This is a genomic window from Nocardia sp. NPDC050412 (genome assembly GCF_044458825.1).
GTDB lineage: Bacteria > Actinomycetota > Actinomycetes > Mycobacteriales > Mycobacteriaceae > Nocardia.
The window spans coordinates 92,173-109,618 of the sequence record NZ_JBITIJ010000015.1 but is presented as its reverse complement, the minus strand read 5'-3'; the positions used below and the strand labels follow the sequence as shown (position 1 = coordinate 109,618).

General features: G+C 65.1%; 16 protein-coding genes and 1 tRNA gene. 11 read left to right on the top strand and 6 right to left on the bottom strand.

Annotated elements, in window-relative coordinates:
- Positions 1-3 precede the first annotated feature (3 nt).
- Both ACIBI6_RS33240 and ACIBI6_RS33235 read left to right on the top strand, forming a co-directional pair.
- Entirely contained in the window at positions 4-1,062 is a 1,059-nt protein-coding gene (locus ACIBI6_RS33240) for a zinc-binding dehydrogenase (protein WP_364342116.1), read from the top strand.
- 420 nt (positions 1,063-1,482) lie between these two features.
- Positions 1,483-2,016: a TetR/AcrR family transcriptional regulator gene (locus tag ACIBI6_RS33235; RefSeq protein WP_396958864.1), complete on the top strand. Its 534-nt coding sequence runs from the start codon at positions 1,483-1,485 to the stop codon at positions 2,014-2,016.
- A 298-nt stretch (positions 2,017-2,314) separates the two neighbouring features.
- Here ACIBI6_RS33235 and ACIBI6_RS33230 read toward each other — a convergent pair whose 3' ends face one another.
- Genes ACIBI6_RS33230 through ACIBI6_RS33220 form a run of 3 tightly spaced genes read right to left on the bottom strand, consistent with a single transcriptional unit; the run spans position 2,315 to position 5,434 of the window.
- The gene (locus ACIBI6_RS33230) at positions 2,315-3,604 is read right to left on the bottom strand and encodes an acyl-CoA dehydrogenase family protein (RefSeq protein WP_396958863.1); all 1,290 of its coding nucleotides are present in this window, start codon (positions 3,602-3,604) and stop codon (positions 2,315-2,317) included.
- Between the two features lie 25 nt (positions 3,605-3,629).
- Entirely contained in the window at positions 3,630-4,694 is a 1,065-nt protein-coding gene (locus ACIBI6_RS33225; RefSeq protein WP_396958862.1) for a phosphotransferase family protein, read from the bottom strand.
- Positions 4,691-5,434: an SDR family NAD(P)-dependent oxidoreductase gene (locus tag ACIBI6_RS33220; RefSeq protein ID WP_396958861.1), complete on the bottom strand. Its 744-nt coding sequence runs from the start codon at positions 5,432-5,434 to the stop codon at positions 4,691-4,693. The genes ACIBI6_RS33225 and ACIBI6_RS33220 overlap by 4 nt, the downstream gene beginning before the upstream one ends.
- Positions 5,435-5,558: 124 nt before the next feature.
- Here ACIBI6_RS33220 and ACIBI6_RS33215 point away from each other — a divergent pair, with 124 nt between their 5' ends.
- Positions 5,559-6,116: a transposase gene (locus ACIBI6_RS33215; protein ID WP_396958894.1), complete on the top strand. Its 558-nt coding sequence runs from the start codon at positions 5,559-5,561 to the stop codon at positions 6,114-6,116.
- A gap of 1,079 nt (positions 6,117-7,195) precedes the next feature.
- On the opposite strand, the gene ACIBI6_RS33210 is transcribed toward ACIBI6_RS33215, so the two are convergent.
- Positions 7,196-7,280 (bottom strand) — tRNA-Leu (locus ACIBI6_RS33210).
- A 200-nt stretch (positions 7,281-7,480) separates the two neighbouring features.
- On the opposite strand from ACIBI6_RS33210, the gene ACIBI6_RS33205 reads away from it, so the two are divergent.
- The 3 genes from ACIBI6_RS33205 to ACIBI6_RS33195 all read left to right on the top strand — a co-directional run bounded on the left by ACIBI6_RS33205 (position 7,481) and on the right by ACIBI6_RS33195 (position 10,117).
- A complete protein-coding gene (locus ACIBI6_RS33205; protein ID WP_364342101.1) occupies positions 7,481-8,641 on the top strand; it encodes a glycosyl transferase in 1,161 nt (386 codons plus the stop codon).
- A gap of 88 nt (positions 8,642-8,729) precedes the next feature.
- Positions 8,730-8,924 (top strand): DUF3046 domain-containing protein, encoded by a 195-nt coding sequence (locus tag ACIBI6_RS33200; protein ID WP_364342098.1) that lies wholly within the window; start codon positions 8,730-8,732, stop codon positions 8,922-8,924.
- Positions 8,921-10,117, top strand: coding sequence for a phosphotransferase (locus tag ACIBI6_RS33195; RefSeq protein ID WP_396958860.1), 1,197 nt, complete (start codon positions 8,921-8,923; stop codon positions 10,115-10,117). The genes ACIBI6_RS33200 and ACIBI6_RS33195 overlap by 4 nt, the downstream gene beginning before the upstream one ends.
- 2 nt (positions 10,118-10,119) lie before the next feature.
- Here the strand turns inward: ACIBI6_RS33195 and ACIBI6_RS33190 are convergent, their stop codons facing one another.
- Positions 10,120-10,635: a CGNR zinc finger domain-containing protein gene (locus ACIBI6_RS33190; protein ID WP_396958859.1), complete on the bottom strand. Its 516-nt coding sequence runs from the start codon at positions 10,633-10,635 to the stop codon at positions 10,120-10,122.
- A gap of 154 nt (positions 10,636-10,789) precedes the next feature.
- On the opposite strand from ACIBI6_RS33190, the gene ACIBI6_RS33185 reads away from it, so the two are divergent.
- From ACIBI6_RS33185 to ACIBI6_RS33175, 3 genes are read left to right on the top strand one after another with little or no spacing between them, the layout of a single operon-like run.
- Positions 10,790-11,251 (top strand): VOC family protein, encoded by a 462-nt coding sequence (locus ACIBI6_RS33185; protein WP_364342089.1) that lies wholly within the window; start codon positions 10,790-10,792, stop codon positions 11,249-11,251.
- Positions 11,252-11,286: 35 nt separating this feature from the next.
- A complete protein-coding gene (locus ACIBI6_RS33180; RefSeq protein WP_396958858.1) occupies positions 11,287-12,174 on the top strand; it encodes a pyridoxamine 5'-phosphate oxidase family protein in 888 nt (295 codons plus the stop codon).
- 26 nt (positions 12,175-12,200) lie between these two features.
- Positions 12,201-12,650: a nuclear transport factor 2 family protein gene (locus tag ACIBI6_RS33175; RefSeq protein ID WP_396958857.1), complete on the top strand. Its 450-nt coding sequence runs from the start codon at positions 12,201-12,203 to the stop codon at positions 12,648-12,650.
- A gap of 86 nt (positions 12,651-12,736) precedes the next feature.
- Here the strand turns inward: ACIBI6_RS33175 and ACIBI6_RS33170 are convergent, their stop codons facing one another.
- The gene (locus tag ACIBI6_RS33170; RefSeq protein ID WP_396958856.1) at positions 12,737-14,143 is read right to left on the bottom strand and encodes an MFS transporter; all 1,407 of its coding nucleotides are present in this window, start codon (positions 14,141-14,143) and stop codon (positions 12,737-12,739) included.
- Between the two features lie 97 nt (positions 14,144-14,240).
- On the opposite strand from ACIBI6_RS33170, the gene ACIBI6_RS33165 reads away from it, so the two are divergent.
- Positions 14,241-15,263, top strand: coding sequence for an Lrp/AsnC family transcriptional regulator (locus ACIBI6_RS33165; RefSeq protein ID WP_364342077.1), 1,023 nt, complete (start codon positions 14,241-14,243; stop codon positions 15,261-15,263).
- A gap of 218 nt (positions 15,264-15,481) precedes the next feature.
- A complete protein-coding gene (recA, locus tag ACIBI6_RS33160; protein WP_364343058.1) occupies positions 15,482-16,528 on the top strand; it encodes a recombinase RecA in 1,047 nt (348 codons plus the stop codon).
- Positions 16,529-17,446: the final 918 nt, after the last annotated feature.

Here is a 17,446-nt window from a genome sequence, read left to right as displayed (position 1 = left end):
TCCGTGAAGGCTCTTGTCTACCGTGGCCCTCGGGACATCGCCTTCGCCGACGCCCCCGAACCATCCATCATCGAGCCGCATCAGGCGATTGTCGACGTTGTTGCGGCGGGGATCTGCGGCAGCGACCTGCACATCTGGAACGGTCACGGATTCAGCGACGCCATCGGCTACACGGTTGGCCACGAGGCGCTCGGCATCATCAGTCGAGCCGGTCGGGACTCGGGAGATCTGGCTGTCGGAACCCGGGTGCTCATCCCTGCTTCCGTCGGCTGTGCGACGTGCGACGAGTGCAGCGCCGGTCGGGTGGCCGCCTGCCTAACAAAGTCTGGGCATTGGAGCGAATCGTGCTACGGAATAGGTCCGAAGCTCCAGGGCACGCAAGCCCAGCAGGTGCTCGTGCCCCATGCCGCCCGCAACCTCGTCGCCGTGCCCGATGACGTGAGCGACGAAGCCGCGATCGTGCTGACGGACAACGCACCGACGGCGTGGTACGGATGTCGGCGCGCCCGGATCGCTCCCGGTGACAACGTCGTCGTTATCGGCCTTGGGCCCGTCGGGCTCATGAGTGTCCAGTGCGCCTTCGCGATGGGTGCGGCGAACGTCATCGGCATAGACCCCGTGGAGTCGCGTCGCAGTCGGGCGCAGGCCATGGGCGCCACCGCACTCGCAGCGGGTGAGCACGTTCGCGACGAAGTACGGTTGATCGTCGGCCGAACCGGCCTCGATGCCGTCATCGACGCCGTCGGCTCCGATGAGACCATCGTGCTGGCGGTCAAGCTGGTCCGGGTCCGTGGCCGAGTCAGCGTCATCGGCGTCAATCAGAGTCCTGCACTGCCGTTTCCGATGCAGTACGCCCAAGTGAAGGAGCTGGAATTCGCCATCGGACTGTGCTCCGTGCAAGCGGAGTTACCCGTGCTCCTCAGATTGACGAGCAGCGGCCGAATCCGGCCGGGTGACGTTGTCTCGCACCGGATGCCGATGAGTCAGGGGCCCGAGGCCTACACCCTCTACGCGTCGCGCGACCAGGACGTCAGCAAGATCGTGCTCGACCCGAACCGCTGACCCGGTTTTGGTTTCGTACGCCGCGCCTGCGTCCGCGGCGAGCCAAGATCAGCGCCGACTTCGCTCTACTGACCGCCGCGGTCAATCTCGCACGTCTCGCATGCTCGGGATCGGCCACACCAGCAACGGCTGCACGCCGGCCTGCGCCTGAGGCATACCCGGCCACAGTTCGTGACCGACGCCCAAACAACAAAGGGCACAACAGGACACAACCGATCAGCGACAACGATCACCAAGACCAGCCGAACCTGCACCCACCAGGCCGCGTGATCATCGAAAAGGCCGTTCGACACCAGCCACCTAGACTGTGTACTCGTGAGTGCACCTGATCAGTCGATTAGCGGCGGTCCTCGACGTCGGGGCCGACCCCGGGGCAGTCTGGCCAGTAGTACCGAGGCGACGCGGGAGCGGATTCTCGAGGTGGCGATCGAGCTGTTCTCCACGGTGGGCTATCACGCCACGAGTGTCGCCGAGATCGGGAACCGGACCGACCTGCAGCCCGGTGCGCTGTACTACCACATCAAGTGCAAGGAAGAGCTGTTGTGGGAGATCCTGCGAAGCTACACCATGAAGGCGCTGGCAGGGGCGCAGCAGGTCGTCACCGCAGACGCCACCCCGGTCGAGAAGCTCGGCCAGCTCATCGACGCTCACGTCCGCATCATCGTGCGGCATCAGCGTGAAGTGCTTGTTCAGATGCGCGACGCGGACGCCCTCAGCGCGGAGCACATGCGGCAACTACAGGCGCTGCGGCAAGAAGTCCAGGATTGCTGGGAAGGTGTGCTCGAACAGGGATACCGCGCGGGCGAGCTCACACGCGCCAACCGCATCGTGGCCAATGGCCTACTGGGAATGATGAATTCGGTCGCGCAATGGTACCGGCCCGGCCGCGGTCAGCGCATCGATGAGATCGTGGGGGAGTTCCAGGCGATGGTCATCGACGGCCTGGGTCGCTAGGACTGCGGTTCGCCAAGCCAGCAGCTGCGGCGGGCCCGGTCCGACCCGCACCTCGACTGCGGAGGTCGCCACGCCCACGGAGCCGAGCTTCACCGTCGGACCGCCGAAGAACAGCCGTGGGACCGCTGATCCGATGCCACCAGAGTGGAACAGCGGTATCGCGACCGAGACCACATCGGCGCGTCGGCAGGACAAAAGCACTGATGAGTGACAGGCAAAGCGCGTTCAGGTTCGCGTGCGTAATCATCGCGCCTGGGGCCGCATAGCTACTCGTTTGCCGCTTCTTCGGCCTGAGCGCTCAGCCGGCGGTGGCGGTGAGCAGTTCCGCGAACCGTTGCTGGGCCGCGGCCCGACGAGTGGGTAGGTGCTCGGTGGGAATGCCTGTCGCCGGAGGCGTGTAGTTGCGCAGGATCAGCTTGGCGACGCTGTCCCGGTGTACCTCGTCGGGGCCGTCGTAGAAGCGCGCCGCGCGCGCCGACCGGTACATCCCTTCCAGAGGCAAGTCGGCGGAGTAGCCGAGTGAGCCGTGTGCCTGGATCGCGCGATCGATGACGTCGTGTAGCACCTTCGCCCCGTAGTACTTGATGTACGCGATCTCCTTGCGGGCGGCCGCGGTACCGTGCTGGTCGATCATCCATGCCGCGTTCAACGTCATCAGGCGCGCGGCCTGGATCTCGGCAGCCGAATCGGCGATCCAGTTCCGGACGGTCTGCTTTTCTGCCAGCACACCATTGTGGAGTTCGCGCGAGGCGGCGCGTTCGCACATCATGTCGAAGGCCCGCTTGGCCTGCCCGATCCACCGCATGCAGTGGTGGATGCGGCCTGGCCCCAGCCGTTTCTGGGCGATGCGGAAGCCGTCACCGATGCCGCCGAGCAGCGCGGTGGCCGGTACCCGGACATTGTCGAACAGCACCTCGGCGTGCGAGGGGTAGTGGTTCGGCTGGATGATCGGATGTTCCATGGTAGCCAGGTCGCGCACGATCCGTACCCCGGACGTGCCGATCGGAACTATGAATTGTGATGCGCGCCGGTGCTTTTCGGCCTCCCGGTCGGTCACGGCGACGACAATGATGAAATCCGCCGTCGAGGCGTTGGAGACGAACCACTTGTGGCCGTTGATGATCCAGTCGTCACCGTCGCGCAAGGCCGTGGTAGACAGGCGAGTCGGGTCAGAACCCGCGTGGCCGGGCTCGGTCAACGCGAAGGCCGAGTATTTCTCGCCGGCCAGCAGCGGTTCCAGGTACTGTGCCTTCTGCTCAAAAGTGCCTGCGGCGGCGAGGATTTCGCTGTTGCCGGAATCCGGCGCCTGATTGCCGAACACCAGCGGTGCCACCCAGCTGGAGCCGATGATCTCGTGCATCAACCCGAGCTTGACCTGGCCATAGCCCTGGCCGCCCAGTTCCGGGTCCAGGTGCGCGGCCCACAACTCCTGCTGCCTCACCTGCTCTTGCAGCGGTGCGATGGCACGGCGCAGCTGCGCCCAATCCAGGCTCAGAGTCTCGAGCGGAAGCACTTCGGCGCGGATGAAGTCCCGGATCCAGTCCAGTTTCTTCTGGAACTCGGGGTCAGTGGAGAAATCCCATGCCATATCGGTCCTCGATTCGTGAATACGATCAGTTGTGGTCGATCAGGTGGTGTGCTCGGGCGAACAGAGCCGCCGCATTGGTGTGCAGCCGTTGCCCCACATCGACGGAGGCGAGCCCGGCGCACGACCGCGCATGGGTGCCCTCCAGAATGATTCCGAGTTTGAAACAGGCCAGCACGGCGTACCAGTCTGCGGCCAACACATCGAGGCCCGTGCGTTCGCCGTAGCGTCGGATGAGTTCCGACGCGGGCGGCAGTCCGCCTGCGCCCGTGAGTGCAGAGCCGATGATGTCGATCCGCCGATCCGGCTCCGGCCAAGTCGCCAGCAGCCAGCCCAGATCCAGCATCGGATCGCCGATCGTGCACATCTCCCAGTCCACAATCGCCGCCACCTGCGGCCCATCGGGCGCGAACATGATGTTGGCGAGGTGGTAGTCGCCGTGCATGATCCCGATCGGGCCGCTGGACGGCCGGTTGCGAGTAAGCCACTCGGCCACCGACTCGACGGGCAGGCCGTGTCCGTCGTAATTGTCCAGCTGTGCATAGGACTCGAGTTCGCGCAGCCAGCGCGGCACCTGACGTTCGAGAAAGCCCTCGGGGTGCCCGAAATCGGCCAGCCCCACCGCCTTGTAGTCGACCGTACTCAGTGTTGCCAGCGCGTCGACGGCCGCGAGTCCCATCCGATAGCGAACGCCCGCGTCCGAGCCGTGCAGTACGGGCAACTCGACCGCTGCGTTGAAACCGGCCAGCGGCTCCATGAGGTAGAACACCGACTCGCCCAGCACTGATTCGTCGAGGCACGCGGCGATCAGCCGGGCATGTGGCACGGCGGTGTCGGCCAACGCCGCCAGCAGCCGCATCTCCCGGCGCAGGTTGTCATTGGTCGTCGCGCGCGGATGTAGCGGGCCTCGGCGCAGTACGAATTCCCGTGCGCTGCGGGTGAATCGCAGCATGATGTTCTGAGTGCCGCCCCCGATGGCGCGGATGTCGGTTAATGGCCCGCACCCAAGGCCATTGGCATCCATCCAGCCGGCGAGTGCGGACAACTCGACCCCGGGAATCCCGAAGCTCGCGGTCGCGCAGACGCTGCTCATCGGACCCCGCCGTCGAGCCGAAGTACGGCACCTGTGCAGAACGATGCCTTTTCGCTTGCGAGATACAATGCCGCTCCAATGATCTCGTCAGGCTTTCCACAGCGGCGCAGCGCCGCCTGGCTGTCGAACTGCACCCGCATTTCGTCGGTCCACGCCTGGGAGATGTCGGTGAGGAAGGGCCCGCACTGGATCGCGTTGACTCGGACGCCGGTCGGCCCGAACGTCTGTGCCAAGCCTTCGGTGAGGTTGTTCAGCGCGGCTTTGGCGGCCGCGTAAGGAATCGCATTGGGATCCGGGCGTATCGCCTCGATCGAGGAGATGTTGACGATCGAGCCACCGCCCCTCTCCGCCATCCGTGCACCGATAACCGATGCCAACCGGAAGGGACCTTTCAGGTTCACGCCGATCACCTTGTCGAAGTACGCCTCGGTGACCTGATCGACCGACGGGTACAGCGGTGACAGTCCGGCGTTGTTCACCAGCACATCGACCCGACCGAATTCCTGGTACACGCTGTCGATCAGGGTGTCACACTGCGCCCACTCACTGACATTGCACGCCACGGCCAGTGTCCGCCGCCCGTGCAGCGCTTCGACGGCTTTCGCCACCACCTCGCAGTCGGCGACCTTTCGGCTCGTCACCACAACGTGGGCGCCCTCGGCGCCGAAGGCCTGGGCCATCTCTTGGCCCAACCCTCGACTGCCTCCGGTGACGACAACTACCTTGCCATCGAATTCCATTGTGACCTCGTTGATTTCGTCTAACTAGCGTCCGGGCCGGCACGGTTCCGGCGTCAGGGTCGTCATCGGTCCGGCGTCCCGGTAGGGAACCCTTCCTGTCTCGCGTCCTGCCGCGTTTCCAGTTATTAAACTGAGCGCCCACTATATTATAGCCGGAGAAGTTCATTGTCGAGGCGTCCATCGTCGCGACTATTTCGACATCGGGCAGTTCGACCACCGTCCCGGGGCGGTCGCGGCCATGAAGGATATCTACATGGCCGAGGACATCGACAAGAGGCAACTGGCGGTGAAAGCGTTCGAAATCGACTACGGCGCAAAATATCCCAAAGCAGTCGCGAAGATCGTCGACGACCTCGATGTGCTGCTCGAGTTCTACCGATACCCGGCTGAGCACTGGATCCATCTGCGCACCACAAACCCCATCGAATCGACCTTCGCGTCCGTTCGTCTTCGGACCAAGGTCACCAAGGGGCCGGGCTCGCGGGCGGCGGGAATCGCTATGGCCTACAAGCTGATCGATTCCGCCCAAACCCGCTGGCGCAAGGTCAACGCACCCGAACTCGTCGCCCTCGTCCGTGCCGGCGCGCTCTTCCACAAGGGCAAGCTGCTCGAACGCCCCCGCGACATCACACCAGCGTCGACAGCCGGCGCGGCCGACACCACCGGAACGGAGGTCGCCTGAAACTCACCGAATCCACAGGGTTTGACAATTCCTCACCAGCACGCGCCATGCTGGCGTAGGTGCAGAGACTGAGGGTCGCAGCCTTTGGCACCGAGGCCGAGATGGAGCGCCAAGCCCAGGACTTCGCCCGCGACGTCTCCGCAGTTCCTGCGGACACACCACCACTGGTGGAGCCCCTTGAACTCGACTCGCAAGCCTCCAACATCCCCGATTCGGAGCCCCCTGACGCCCAAACAACCGGCCCGGAACGCTTGCGCATCATCCAGGTCGCGCCCCAGGTGGCGGCGGTAGGCAGGATTCCGGCGGCTGAGTTCCTAGAATTCCAAGCGAGTCGGAGGTCGGAGTGCGTTGAAAGACTTCTCGTATAGCGATTCCTCGGTCCTGCGGACGATCGAGTCCGAGCCTGCGGAGACCATGATTCGCATCGCGCACGACCTGAAACGGATAATGGGAAGCATCGGTGGAGGAGAGTTGTGGCCAGGCACTCCCTACTCTCTCGAGAAAACGTGGACCGAACTCCTTCGGCTTCGGAACAGAGCCGCCATGGGTGGCGCGAGCGTTGCCGCAGCACACTCGTACAACGTCGGCGCTCGGGATTGGGCACGCCGATACGCCGAGTTCCTCGAGGCGGCGGTTGAGGCGTTTGAGCAGATACCACGCAATGCGTCCGTCGATATGATTGCAGATGCCTCGACGGACGCGCTGACCTGATCGGTGCGGGACGACGACGCTGAGTTCCGTTGATCTCGCCTGTCATGCGACCGGCGTGTGAGCGTCGACCAGGGACGGTCGAGCGTTCCGCATAAAGCCCCCTTCTGATCGGCGTAGCGAGCGGGACCGCCGTATCCCAGATTGTGAAGGCCGCAACCGACTTCCCCAGAGCCGGAACGACTTCCGTGATATGACTGTCCATGATTCCCCTGGCCGACGTGTCGGTTTCTCAGGATTCTCTCAGCTGAACCCGAATTGAACCCCCACAGAGTTCCCCACCTGCGGTTATGCACTGATTCGGCTCGAAGCTGTCACCTGATCCTTTCTGCATAACCGCAGGTAGAACGGGTGACGTAACGTCTTGTCTGTGTCCGGAGGGGGACTTGAACCCCCACGCCCGATAAAGGGCACTAGCACCTCAAGCTAGCGCGTCTGCCATTCCGCCACCCGGACCGGTGTTGTTGAGCAAGGGTAACGGATGGGTGGGGAAGTGTTGAAATCGGTCTATCCAGGCGGAGTGGTGCGGACCAGCAGGCATTCCGGTTGCGTCCGAATGGTATTTCGATGAACGCTGGCGCGGGGCACATCGGTTGCTCTCCCGAACCCGATCGGCGTCGCACCGAGTTCCGAGATCGATGTGGCAGGCTGGCCGCATGCGTGTTGCCGTTGTTGCCGGGCCGGATCCCGGCCATGCTTTTCCGGCGCTGGCGCTGTGCGAACGGTTCCTGGCCGCCGGTGACGATCCGGTGCTGTTCACCGGACCGCGTTGGTTCGACGCCGCCAAGCGGGCGGGCGTCGCGGTGCGCAGACTCAAGGGGCTCGCGCCGCGCACGGTCGACGACGACAGCGATGCCGGTCAGCGCATTCATGAGCGCGCGGCGCATATTTCGACCGAAATCCTGCCCGATTTGAGCGCGATGCTTCCCGAGCTCGTTGTGTCGGATGTGCTGACCGCGGGTGGCGGGATGGCTGCCGAGCGACTCGGGGTGCCGTGGGTCGAGCTATCGCCGCATCCGCTGTATCTACCGTCGAAAGCATTGCCGCCCATCGGAAGTGGCCTCGCGCCTGGGGAGGGGGTGCGCGGCCGCCTGCGTGACGGCATGTTGCGCACCATGACCGCCCGCGCCATTCGCAATGGTGTGCGGCAGCGCGAGCAGGCCCGTGAAAGTGTCGGACTGCCCGCCACCGATCCGGGTCCGGCGGCCCGCCTGATCGCCACCCTGCCCGCCCTCGAGGTGCCGCGCCCCGATTGGCCCGAGCACACCCACGTCGTCGGCCCGCTGCTGTGGGAGCCCACTCCGAAAATCCTCGAACCACCGCCCGGCGACGAGCCGCTGGTCATGGTGGCGCCGTCGACCGCGCATACCGGTGTCGCGGGCATGGTCGAAACCGTGCTGGACGCGCTGGACGGAGCGGGTGTCCGGGTGGCCATTTCCATGCTCGACACTCCGCCTGCCGATCTGCCGCCATGGGCAACCGCTGGACTCGGCCGCCAAGACGAACTGCTCACGCACGCCTCGGTGGTGGTTGGTGGCGGTGGCCACGGTTTGCTCGCGAAATCTCTGCTCGCGGGTGTTGCGATCGTGACGGTCCCCGGCGGTGGCGACCAGTGGGAACTGGCCAATCGCGCTGCCCGCCAAGGCAGTTCGATCCTGGTCCGACCGCTGACCGCTGATGCGGTGCGCTCTGCGGTCCTCGACCTGCTCAATACACCCGGCTATCGGGCGGCCGCGCAACGAGCAGCCGCGGGTATCGCAGATGTCGTCGACCCCATCCGCATCTGTCACGACGTGCTCAGTGTGCGGACCCACTAGCGCCTGTTCGGCCATTTCCGAGCCGATCCCGCCCGCCGATCGAACGGCCCGAGTGAGCGGCCGCATCGGCGCGAGTATCTTGAATACGGTGCGGTTGACCGAGTTCCAGGAGCTGTTGCACACCGAGTTCGGTGTGGCCCGTGGCGATGCGCTGCTCAGGGACCACACCATCCCGGCATTGGGTGGGCGGACGGGTGCCGCCGCCATCGAGGCGGGCATCGACCCGCGTGACGTGTGGCGTGCGCTCTGCACCGACTTCGACATACCGAGATCACGCTGGTGACTGACCACGGTTACGGCTTCGACGAGCGGCTGCGCATGATCCCCACCGATCATGGGGAGTTGGCCGCTCGCGTCGCGGCGTCGCGGCCGGTCGACTTCGCCGAATTCCGCAAGATCGGCATCGAGCTGATGCTGCTCGGCCGCTACGCCGAGGCCCTCGATCACCTCGATCGCGCCCTCGAACTCGCCGATAGTGACTATCGTCGGATGTCGGTTTGGATCAACCTCGGCGATGTCTACCGCTACTGGGGTGACACCGTCACCGCCGAAACGCTGTATCGCCGAGCTGTGGACCGAGCCAGCGATTCCGAGGTCCTTTCCTTCGCGCTGCAGCACCTGGGTAAGGCCCTCGCCGAACAGGGCAGAATGTCCGAGGCGAGGGCGCGGCTCACCGAGGCGTTGAAACTGCGCGTCGTCGAGGGGGATGCCGAGCTGATCGAATCCACGCGCACCACTCTCGACTTCCTCGACGACCTGCCCACGACCTTGCCGCCGCAGGTCGCCGCAGTGCTGGGTGACAATCCCGCCTGGTCGGATGAACACGAGGGTATGAGCGGCGGTGTTGCGCACGTCAATGGTGCGTATTGGGTCAAGCGGGGGCCGCGGGCCGCGGCCGAATATGCGCGGCTGAATTGGTTGCGGGGCAAGGGGCTTCAACTACCGGACATTGCTGTGTTCGAAGCAGATGTCCTGGTTCTCACCGACGCGGGTCGGCCGAGTCTGGCCGCCGAGCCGACAGAATCGGTGGGCGCGGTCATGGGCGAACTGCTGCGGCGTCTGCACGACATTCCCGTCGCCGATTGCCCGTTCGATGGCAGGTTGGATGTCATGCTGGCGCAGGCGCGGCGCCGTGTGCTCGAGGGTTTGGTCGATGTCGACGACTTCGACGACGACAATCGAGGGCTGACGCCGGAACAGATCTACCAACGACTGCTCGCCGATCGTCCACCGGAGGAGGATCTCGTTATCGCGCATGGTGATTTCACTCCGTCCAATGTGCTGGCCGGTGGTCTGTTGATCGACCTCGGTGGCTTGGGCGTTGCGGATCGATACCGCGACCTGGCCCTGGCTCAACGCGATCTGCTCGAGGATTTCGGTTCCGACGAATTGCGCGCGTTCTACGCTGCCTATGGGCTCGCCGAGCCGGACCGGTGGCGACTGGACTACTACCGACTGCTCGACGAACTCTTCTGAGTTCAGCTCTTTTTCGCGTAGTGGCGTGCGGCCTTGGTGCGGTTGCCGCAGGTCGCCATCGAATGCCATCGGCGGGTGCCGTTTTTCGAGGTGTCGTAGAAGAAGAGCACACAGTCCGGATGGGCGCACTGGCGGATCCGGTCGGGTGCCTCGGCCAGTAGCCCCAGCAGGTTGTCCGCGGCGAGCCAGCCGGGGAGCCAGGCGGTTTCGGGTACGTCGACGATATCGGCGGGCCCGGTATCGGTCAGGGTGCGTCGGATCCGGCCGTGGTCGAGCACTTCGTTGAGCGCGGTGTGCGAGGCATGTTTCACCACATCGTAGATGGCGGTGCGGGCGGCGAGTGCCGCCTGCAGGGTCCGTTCGTCCGCCTTCGCGCGATCGTCGAGCCCGGCCGTGGTGAGCCAGGTGCCGAGGCCCGTGACATCGGTGAGCAGATCTTGTGGTCCGTCCTGGTTCCATCGGGTGTTCAGCAGGTCGAGTGCCAGCGGTTCACCGAGGTGGGGGCGTGGATCGGGCATACCTGAGGGTAACGATCTCCTTTTCGTCTCCAGCGCAAACACCACCGTTCTAACTAGCTAACTTGAGTTTAGAGGTTGACGCGCAGATCGCCGCCCGTTATGTTCTAACTGTCAAAACTATCTTGAGAAGTTATAAATTCCGAGGAGGATCACGATGACGACAGCTATCGCGCCCGAGTTGGCTACCGGGCACATCGGCCTGAATGTCTCCGACCTGAACCGATCGGTGGACTTCTATCGCCGCGCATTCGGTTTCGAGCAGCTCGCTGCCAGTGCCGACGACGACAAGCGCTGGGCTTTCCTCGGCGCCAACGGCAAGCTCGTGCTGACCCTCTGGCAGCAGTCCAACGGCACGTTCTCCGCCGAAACCCCTGGCCTGCATCATCTTTCATTCCAGGTCGACACCATCGAACAGGTGCGTTCGATCGAGGCGCTGCTGCGGGAACTCTCGGTGAGTTTTGCCCACAATGGCGTGGTCGCGCACGGCGAGGGCGTCGCCTCGGGCGGCATCTTCTTCACCGATCCCGACGGTATCCGCCTCGAGGTCTACGCACCCACGGGCGCCGAGTCCGCTCCCGCGCCCAGCGGTGCCGCTCCGACCTGTGGATTCTTCTGAGCCCGAACGCTATTGAACATGTCAGGAGGATCCTGATGAGCCACTTTCATTCGGGCGAGGTCGCCGTGCAGCAGCGAATGGGCCAGGCGCATATCGCCGATCGGGTGGGACGGATGATTCGTGCCGATATCCCCGATATCGCAGCGGGTTTCCTGGCTGAGCAACCGATGGTTGTGATCGGCGCCACGGACCTCGAGGGACGGGTGTGGGCAGGCGCCGTGGTCGGGCCGCCGGGGTTCGTGCATGTCATCGACGCCGGGACGATCGCGATCGATGCCTTTCCGGCCGCTGGAGATCCATTACATGAAGCGCTGACTCGTCCTGCCCGGATCGGCATGATTGCGCTGCAGCCGCAGCGGCGAAGGCGAATGCGCGTCAACGGATCGGCGGTGCCAACCGAGGCGGGGTTGCTGATTACCGTCGATCAGGTGTATTCGAACTGTCCGAAGTACATCTCGCGCAGGCAGATCGAGTCGTATGGCCCCGATATCGACCTACCAGCGCCCCTACATAGCACGGAACTCGATGCGCGACAGCGCGCGCTGATCGCCGCGGCGGATGCCTTCTTCATCGCCACCGCGGATACCGGTGGCAATGCCGATGCCTCCCATCGCGGCGGGAATCCCAATTTCCTGCAGGTGCTTTCACCTACGCGGCTGAGATGGCCGGACTATCAGGGCAATTCGATGTTCATGACACTCGGGAACATCGCGGTGAACCCACGCTGCGGCATTCTGGTCCCGGACTGGACCACCGGCGCAACCCTTCAACTCAGCGGAACCGCCGAATTGTCCTGGGCACCCGAAACCTTCACTGCCGGAGCACAGTGCTCGATCGACTTCACCATTACGGAAGTGGTCGAAGTCCACGGCGCGGGCCAGCTCCGCTGGGGTCCGGCCGAACTCTCCCCGGTCAACCCCTGACCTCATACCCGAGAAGGGAATCGCAAATGCGACCTCCGCTGCCGCCGTTCGACCTGGAATCTGCCAAGGCCAAGGTGCGTGCCGCCGAGAATGCCTGGAACACCAGGGATCCCGAGCGCGTCGCCGCCGCGTACACCGAGGAATCGGTGTGGCGCAACCGCGACGAGTTCTTCACCGGACGCGCCGCCATCGTCGATTTCCTCACCCGAAAGTGGTCCATCGAAAACGGGTACGCACTGCGCAAGGATCTCTGGGCGTTCGAAGGCAACCGCATCGCGGTCCGCTTCCAGTACGAGTGGTATGACGAATCCGGCCAGTGGTGGCGCAGTTACGGCAATGAGCAGTGGGAGTTCACCCCGGAAGGTCTGATGTCGCGGCGCGAGGCCAGCATCAACGATGTCCGCATCGACGACTCCGAACGCCGCATCTTCGGCCCGCGCCCGGAAGGTGACGAATCCGTTCTGCCGCAGCAGTAATCGATGAGTGCGGCGCGCTCGTACCGGGCACCCCGTGTGGGGTGCCCGGCCTGCCGGGTCTGATGAGGGCGACGCCGGTTCGGTGCTCAGACGACCACGGTCTGCGCCTGAGCCGGGACGTCGGCAACCTGACGTTGACGATGGAACAGCCCGAATGCGATCACGCCGAATACGATTCCGACTCCGGCCGCGACTGCGAACGCCGCATCCAACCCATCCACGAACCGCGACAATGTCATCGGCCGACTGTCATCGGCGACTTCACGGAATACGGTGCCCAGCACCGCGACGCCGAGTGCGAGGCCGAGCTGCCGTGCGGTATTCACCGCACCTGCGGCGATCCCGCCCTGCTGCGGCGGCACCGCCGCCATCCCCACCGCGACAAGGGCGGGCGCGTTGATGCCGATACCCGCGCCGATCACCACGAATCCGGGAACCAATGCGGCCCAAGATGATCCGATATCGATGATGGTCATCAACCCGGTGCCGACGCCGACCAGCACCAGGCCGGCGCCGATCGTCCATTTCGGCGAAACGTCGTGCAGCAGTTTGCCGAATGCACCGGCGACCACGAATGCCGTCGCCGCCATCGGCAGCATGGCCAGTCCGGCGCGCATGGGCGATAAATGCAACTGCTGCTGCAGCCAGAGCGAAATCAGGGGAGTGGCGGCGAAGGCCGCGAACGTCTGCCCGAACGCGGAGACAAGGGTGGCCCCGAAGTTGCGATTGCCGAGCAGGGCCAGCGGGAACATCGCTGCAGTACTGCGGGATTCGACGAATACGAAGGCCAGCAGTGCGACCGCGCCGAGCGCCAGTGCGAACAGCGTAGGACCATCGGACCAGCCGTGTTCGCCGCCGCGGATGACACCGTAGGTGACCGCCGTCGCGGCCGTCGCGAACGCCAGCATGCCCGGCACGTCGATGGCCCGATCCGCATGCCGCGGCGACGGCTGGAAAACGATCGCGGTCAAAACGATCGCCAATACCGCTATCGGCAGATTGACGAAGAAGATCCAACGCCACGACAGTGCCTCGGTGAGCACACCGCCGAGCACCACGCCGATTCCAGCCGCCGCACCCGATACCGCACCCCAGACGCCGAAGGCGACACCGCGATCACGGCCGGTGTAGGTGGAGTGCAGCAGCGACAGGGTGGTCGCGAACATCGCGGCCCCGCCGATGCCCTGAAGTGCCCGCGCCGCAATGAGACTCGCCGAGGTATCGGCGATCCCGCAGATCAGCGAGGCGAGCGCGAAAACCACCAGTCCGGCGAGGTAAGCGCGCTTCGCACCGACCCGATCGGCCAGTGAACCGAGCACCAGCAGCAGCGCGGCCAGCGCGAGCGCATACCCGTCCATCACCCACTGCAGTCCGGACAGGCCGGTGCCGAGATCGGCGGCGATGTCGGGAAGCGCGACATTGACGATGGTGACGTCGATGAGCAGCATCAGCGTGCCCAGGCACGCGGCGAATAAGGGCAGCCATTTCCTCACGGGAGCCTCCGAGGCGATTCGAATGATATCGACACTCAGAGTGCGGCAGGCGTTGATATCCACATAGTCACACGGCAATGTGCGTTAGATTCCTCCTGTGCAATTCGAAGATGGCGTGGATTCCTCCATACTCGATGTCCTCGACAAGCAGATCCTGCACGCGCTGGTGACCGATGCGCGCATCCCGTTCGCCAAGCTCGGCGCCATCCTCGAGGTTTCGGAACAGACGGTGGCGCGGCGCTACCGATCGCTGCGGCAGCGCGGCATTTTGCATGTGTCGGGGCAGGTCAACGCGGTGCCGCTCGGGCATGCGCGCTGGGTGATCCGGCTGCGGTCGACTCCGGACAAGGCGGCGCGGCTGGCCGAATCGCTGGCCCGCTTTCCGGATCTGAGCTGGGTGACCCTGCTGTCCACCGGATCCGAGGTGACTTGCGTGAGCAGGCCGCGCTCGGTCGAGCGGCGCGACAAGCTGTTGATGCAGACGTTGCCCCAGGCCAGTCAGGTGATCGGACTGACGGCCCACGAGGTGATCCACCGCTTCCCGCTCGACGAGGAATGGCCGCATTTCGGGCACCTGTTCACCGCGGCGCAACTGCGCGAACTCGGCACGCGGCCACTGTGGCGGGCCGATACGGGACCGGAAGCGCCGGTGGAACTTTCGGCGCAGGACGAGGCGATGCTGGTGCTGCTCGGTCGCGACGGTCGCGCGCCGTACGCCCAGATCGCCGCCGAAATCGGTTGGACCGCAACGCGAGTGGCGCGTCGCATGGCCGAGCTCGTCGAATCTCGTGTGCTGTACTTCGATCTCGATTTCGCGATCGAACGGATGGGGTACGCCGTGCGGGCGGCGCTGTGGCTGCGCGCGCGACCGGCGGATCTCGAGGCGGTGGGCACCGCGATGGCGACCCACCCGGAGATCGTCTTCATTGCCGCGACCACCGGGCCGACCAATCTGATGGCGTCGCTGATGTGTCGCGATACCGCGCACCTCTACCGGTATGTCACGCAGCGGCTGGGTGCACTCGATGGGATCACGGATGTGGAGGTGACGCCCGCGTTGCGGGTGTACAAGCAGGCGCAGACGTTGCTGGACAGTGATCGGATTTCACTGGTGCGGTGAAGATCGGTTCAGCGCTCGGAAAAAGGGCTGCGATCGGCCGCGATCGGCCGTAGCGCGGCGGTTGCCGTGTCGGAGAATTCGGGGCGCGTGTTGTCGGGCGCGTCGCTTGACTCGAACACCTGTTCGTCTAGGCTGGTCGTCAGAACTTGTCGGTGCCGCCCTCTAATGTGGGCGCCAACCACGAACGAGACTTACCCGGCGGAAAAGGGGATCAGGATATGGCACCACAGGCGTACGACCGTGATAAGGCGCTCGAGCTGGCGCTGGCTCAGGTCGAGAAGAGCTTCGGCAAGGGCGCGGTCATGCGTCTCGGTGAGGAGGCGCGCCAGCCCATTTCGGTGATCCCGACCGGATCCATCGCCCTGGACGTGGCGCTCGGCATCGGCGGTCTGCCGCGCGGCCGCATCGTCGAGGTCTACGGTCCGGAGTCCTCAGGTAAGACGACCGTCGCACTGCACGCGGTGGCCAATGCCCAGGCCGCGGGCGGCGTCGCTGCCTTCATCGACGCCGAGCACGCGCTCGATCCCGATTACGCCCGCAAGCTGGGCGTCGACACCGACGCGCTGCTCGTCTCCCAGCCCGATACCGGTGAGCAGGCGCTGGAAATCGCCGACATGCTGGTGCGTTCGGGTGCGATCGACATCATCGTCATCGACTCGGTGGCCGCGCTGGTCCCGCGCGCGGAAATCGAGGGCGAGATGGGTGACAGCCACGTCGGTCTGCAGGCGCGTCTGATGAGCCAGGCGCTGCGCAAGATGACTGGTGCGCTGAACAACTCCGGCACCACCGCCATCTTCATCAACCAGCTGCGCGAGAAGATCGGCGTGATGTTCGGTTCGCCCGAGACCACGACCGGTGGTAAGGCGCTGAAGTTCTACGCCTCGGTGCGCCTGGATGTGCGCCGCATCGAGACGCTCAAGGACGGCAGCGATGCGGTCGGTAACCGTACCCGCGTGAAGGTCGTGAAGAACAAGGTCTCGCCGCCGTTCAAGCAGGCCGAATTCGACATCCTCTACGGCCAGGGCATCTCCAAGGAGGGCTCGCTCATCGATATGGGTGTCGAGCAGGGCTTCATCCGCAAGTCCGGCTCCTGGTACACCTACGAGGGCGACCAGCTCGGCCAGGGCAAAGAGAACGCCCGCAAGTTCCTGCTGGAGAACACCGACATCCGCGACGAGGTCGAGAAGAAGATCAAGGAGAAGCTCGGCATCGGCGCCGACGTGACCGCCGACGGCGCGGCCACCGAGGTCCCCGCCGACTTCTGATCCGATGCCCCCTCGGCACCCAGCCTCGAATCCCACCCGGCCCGCACCAGATCCAACGCGGCCCGACCCCGTAACCGAGGCTCGCCGCCGCCTGAACGAACTACTCTCCGCCTCAGGCCGCCCACCCATCCCGCCCTCTACTGGCTCGGGTGAGCCCGAGCCGGATCGGGTGCGGTGGTCTCAGAGCGATTCGGAGGCCGCCGGTCTCCGGCCGGGTGGTATCGAGCGGAACCGCAGTCGGCGGTCCGAGATCGACTTGGCGGCCGCCGGTTTCCGTTCGGGGGAGCCGGAGCTAGGGCGTGGCCGGTGGTCCGAGGGTGGCTCGGACGCCGACGGGTTTCGTTCGGATGAATCCGAAGTAGGCCGGGTGCAGTGGTCCGAGGGTGACTCGGTGGATGCCGGTTCTTGGTCTTCCCGGTCGGGCGGTCCTTGGTTGTCCGAGTTCGGTCCGGAGGCTGCTGATTTCCGGTCGGGCGAGTCCGAGTCGGGCCGCGGCCAGTGGTCCGAGGACGATCGAGGGAGCGACGGATTCTCGGCGGGTGAAATCGAGTCGGGTCGAGATCGGGAGCGGTGGAACGCTGCACGGCTCGGTCGTGCCGGGGCGGAGGAATCTGGGGAGGGCGAGTCCGGATCGGGGCGACAGGGGTCCGAGGGTGATTCGGCGGAGGCCGGATCTCGGGTGGCCGGAGGCGATTCAGCGCGGTGGGACGAAGGGGGCTCGGGTTTTCGGGGGAGGGGGCAGGGGGATAGGCGGGTCCGGTTGGCCGAAGGTGGTTTGGCCGATTCGGACATCATGGGAACTCGGTCGAGGGCGCCCGATCCGCAGCGGGCGCGCGCGCCAGGGGGCCCGCGCGGGGGGGGGCGGCCGCACGAGGTCCCGGCCCACCGCACCCCCACGCGCGCACTGCAGAAAAAATG